We start from the raw sequence: 2,512 nt of genomic DNA, 5'->3' as shown, positions 1-2,512 counted from the left end.
CGTCAAGGGCAAGGACATCACCGACGCCCACGTGGACTGCCTGGTCCGCTTCGCCGCCCCCGGCGTCGTCCTGCTCGACCGGGCCTTCCCCGGCACCCCGCCGGACGTCTGGTCCCGCTCCGCCGACCAGGCCCGCTCGGTGCTCGACGGGGCCACCGACGCCACCGGCGCCCGGCTCAAGGTCGTCGAACTCCAGCAGCCCGACCCCGACAGGATCACCGGCCGGGGCGACGCCTTCGTCTCCTCCTACATGAACTTCTACCTCGGCAACAAGGGCGTCTACCTGCCCCTGTTCGGTGACCCCCGGGCCGACGACCACGCCCACGACGTCTTCCGGGAGCACTTCCCCGGGCGCGAGATCGTCCCGCTCCAGATCGACACCNCGGCTGATCCCGCCCGGCCCGACGTGACCGCGCCCGGCCCGACCTGCGCAGACACGTCATACAGTCAGATGACTGATGCACCCGCGCTTCCCACTCCCGCAGGCTGATCGTGCGGCGGGCCCCAGGACGGGGCCCGCCGCCGATGCGCACTGTCAACCAGCCCGGGTCGAGGACCCGGGCGGTCCTGGAAAGCGAGTTCCACCGTGGCCCTGAAATCGTTCAAGTCGGCTGCCGCCGCCGTCGCGGGCGCGGTCGCCGGAGCGGTCATGCTGCTCACGGCGACCCCGGCCGCCGCGGCCAATCCTCCCTACGACGGCTGCCCGGCCTGGGCGCTCTGCCTCTACCAGGACGGCGGCGGCGCGGGTTCGAAGGCGATCGTCGTCCCGCCGGCGGCCGGCGGCCACTCCGAGATCGTGCGCCTCACCAAGGTGCACTTCCTGAACGGGACCCTGGCCAACGACCAGGTGTCCTCCTGGCTGAACAACTCCCAGTGCCAGATCGAGTTCTGGGACGACCCGTACGGCGAACTGCACCCCTCCCAGGTCGACTTCGCCTCCTCCTGGAGCTGGGGCGCGAAGGCCGACTACGCCGCCGGCACCAGCACGTACTACAACAACGACCGGATCTCCGCCCTGCGGTTCTACTGCCCGTAACGGGCCCGGCGCACCCGGCGCTCCGACGCCGTTCGCCCCGACGCCCCCGGCTCCCGCACGGTGCCGGGGGCGTTCCGGTGCGGTCTCCCGGCCCCTCTCCCCGGGCCGGGAACACCACCACGACACGGAACGAGGTCCGATGAAACGCCTACGACCGGCGGCCGCGCTGCTCTCCGGCCTGCTGCTCTCGCTCACCCTGCCCACCCTCTCCGGCACCGCTCCGGCGGCCCCGGCAGTCGGGGCCGCCCCGGTGACCGCCGTCACGGCCGGCCCCGGCGCGGAGGGCCCGGACCTGAGCTACGCCAACCGGACCGGCCCGCCCCCCGGCATGCCGGACTGGTCCCGGGCCGGGTACCGGGGCGGCCTGCCGCTGCCCGACGACGGCAGCCTGACCGACGACCCCGCCTGCCGGATCACCCCGGACCGGCTGGCCTCCCAGTACACGGTCCGGCCGAACGACGGCGTCGACGACACCACCGGCCTCCAACGCGCGATCGACGACATCAAGTCCGCCTGCTCGCCGGGCGCCAACTTCGACCGGCTGTCGCTGATCGCCCTGCCGGCCGGCCGGATCGACCTCTCCCGACAGATCTACGCCGACGCCGACTACCTCGTGCTGCGCGGCCAGGGCTCCGGCGACGGCGGCACCCGCCTGGTGTTCCGGCCCGACCTCAACACCCGCTACGACACCCTGGTCAACGGCCGCTGGGACCAGGACAGCATGAAGGCGGGCAGCGGCAGCGACGTCGGCACCGGCGGCTGGATCTGGCCGGGCCGGGGGCTGTTCCGGGTCCAGACCCGTGACATCGCCGAGCGCTACCAGGACGACTGGGCCGCCGCCCCGGCGAACCGCAAGGACATCTTCGAGGGCAGCGTCAACCAGCACTGGGCCTCCGGCATCAAGGTCGGCGCCCAGGCCGCCGACCCCGGCTGGGCGGCCCGGCAGGGCCAGAACCTGGTGCAGCTGGACGCCAAGGCCGACATGAAGAAGTTCGCCCTCGGCGGCTACGTCTGGGTCGGCGCGGCCAACAGCGTCAAGTTCTACGAGCAGCAGGGCGTCTCCGACCGCAGCCAGATGGACAACCTCCACATGCGGCAGCAGATGTTCCGGCTGACCGCGATCGACATCTCCGCGCGGACGGTCACCCTGGACCGCCCGCTGGAGTGGGACCTCCCGGTCGACTCCACCTCGGACGGCTCCACCGCGCTCGGCGACAAGCCGTACCCCAGCAAGGTCACCCCGCTGAAGGTGGTCCAGGGCGTCGGCTTCGAGAACTTCGCCTTCACCCAGGACATGACCGGCCTGCCGAAGCTCGGCGGCGGCAGCTACAACCCGACCCCCGCCCAGGCCGTGCACAACTACGGCAACACGGCACCCGAGTACGCGATGCACGGCATCGTCTTCAAGTGGGCAGCCAACGACTGGGCGCGCGGGCTGAAGGCCGAGATGACCGGCTCGCACCCGATCGTCACCGA

Annotated in this window: 2 protein-coding genes and 1 pseudogene; all 3 read left to right on the top strand. The window is 72.2% G+C overall.

Annotation, left to right across the window (positions count from 1 at the left end):
• A partial coding sequence (locus VR45_RS38490) for an agmatine deiminase family protein (RefSeq protein ID WP_045944607.1) occupies window positions 1–490 on the top strand: 490 nt, incomplete at its 5' end.
• Window positions 491–586: 96 nt separating this feature from the next.
• Complete coding sequence (locus VR45_RS38485) at window positions 587–1,036, top strand: peptidase inhibitor family I36 protein (protein WP_045944606.1); 450 nt, start codon at window positions 587–589, stop codon at window positions 1,034–1,036.
• A 139-nt stretch (window positions 1,037–1,175) separates the two neighbouring features.
• Window positions 1,176–2,512: pseudogene (locus VR45_RS38480) on the top strand (hypothetical protein); the annotation flags it as partial.

Source organism: Streptomyces sp. NRRL S-495 (assembly GCF_000966955.1).
Classification (GTDB): Bacteria; Actinomycetota; Actinomycetes; order Streptomycetales; family Streptomycetaceae; genus Kitasatospora; species Kitasatospora purpeofusca.
Note: the sequence above shows the minus strand (reverse complement) of the source record. Positions and strands in the feature narration are given on the sequence as shown.